1 protein-coding gene is annotated in these 1,579 nt (G+C 37.8%); it reads left to right on the top strand.

The genetic code is table 11. The features are described from left to right. Nucleotides 1–71 precede the first annotated feature (71 nt). Nucleotides 72–1,376 (top strand): IS91 family transposase, encoded by a 1,305-nt coding sequence (locus DZB84_RS24585; RefSeq protein ID WP_083967595.1) that lies wholly within the window; start codon nucleotides 72–74, stop codon nucleotides 1,374–1,376. Nucleotides 1,377–1,579: the final 203 nt, after the last annotated feature.

Raw genomic sequence — 1,579 nt, 5'->3', positions numbered from 1 at the left:
TTTTTTAAAAGATAAGAAAGTATAAAAATTTGGGTCTACCACAGTCATTTAAGCTGTGGTATTTTCATTTTATGGAGACCAATATATTGAGAAGAATATTTTTTGATAAACACCAACATTGGGAAGCTTTCAAAAGAAAACACGGTGCTAAAATCCGCCCTATCGTAATTAAGGAGGTTGAGAAATTTCGAGATTGTGGGGATATCAAAAATGGATTTAAGTTATTTGTGTGTGAAGGTTGTCATGATGTGCGAAAGGTTCCTTACCGATGTAAAGGTCGATTTTGTACCACGTGCTCTGTTGGAGAAAGTGAAGAATGGAGTAGGTTACTTACTGAAGATGTTCTTCAGGTTAATCATCGGCACGTAATTTTTACGATTGATGAAGGACTAAGAGATGTATTTCTCCTTCACCGACATCTATTAAAAGATTTAATGGATGCTTCTGCAAGACTACTTACTGACTTCTTCAAAAAGAAAGCAAAGGTAACACCTGGGATTATTGCTGGACTCCACACTTTTGGTTCAAGGGTCAACTTCAATCCTCACGTACATATGTTAGTTACAATGGGTGGATTAACAGAAAAAGGAGAATGGAAGCAGTATGATTTCTTGCCATTTACGATGCTTCGTAAACAATGGCAAACGGTCGTATTAAAATTAATTAGAAACGGAGTTTCACCAAGAGAAAAGAAAAGAATCCAACCAAGACTTCAAAAGGCGTTCACCAATAATGGCGAAGGCTTCTATGTGTATGCACCTAAACAGAGGGGAAAAATAAAAGAACAACTTCGTTATATTGGCCGTTATATTCGTCGACCAGCGATTGGAATCAATCGGATTGAGGCATATGATGGGCAATTCGTTACGTTCAAATATAAGGATAAAACTGACGGAAAAGACAAATCCGAAACCGTAAGTGTCGAAGAATTTATTTCACGTTTAATTCGCCATATCCCAGACGAGCAATTTAAAACTATTCGGCATTACGGTATGTATTCTAGAAGATCAAAAAACTTGTGTAAAAAAGTGTTGAGTACTTGGCAACAAAAAGCAAGACGTTGGGTTGTAAAAGTTAAGAAAACCTTACGTCGCCAGACGTGGCGTGAAAGAATAGTAGCCAGTGGCAAGAAAGACCCTCTCGTTTGTCAGAGGTGTGAATGTTACTATGAATACAAGGGAGAAGTCTGCCTTGAAAATGGTAAATTAGAAATAAAGGTAGCCTTATGCAAAACTACAAGAGCTTATTTAGAAAGGATGATTAACGATCTCACCGGTATCAAAAACCCGCAAAAAGGGAAAGAAAAAGAAGAAAAACATAAGCCTAAACCAGTCCAAGCAACAGAGCGTCAGCTATGTTTGTTTGGCGTGTCATGAGAAAGAAGAGATTCCTATTAACGTGGTAAGGGATTTCGATTTAATGGATGATGGAGATCCGACAACTCCTCCTATGTTTGCATGTGAAAAATGTGGGGGTGAAATGTATCCTGAGTATTATAAAGGGGTACATGGCATAGAGTACAAATTATCGGATATTCTCTAACCATGAAAAGGACCGGGCTATGCCCGGTTTTTCTTAT

The sequence above is a fragment of the Bacillus sp. HNG genome (assembly GCF_003400205.1).
Lineage (GTDB): Bacteria > Bacillota > Bacilli > Bacillales > Bacillaceae_L > Ferdinandcohnia.
This window is presented reverse-complemented; position numbering and strand designations above follow the sequence as displayed.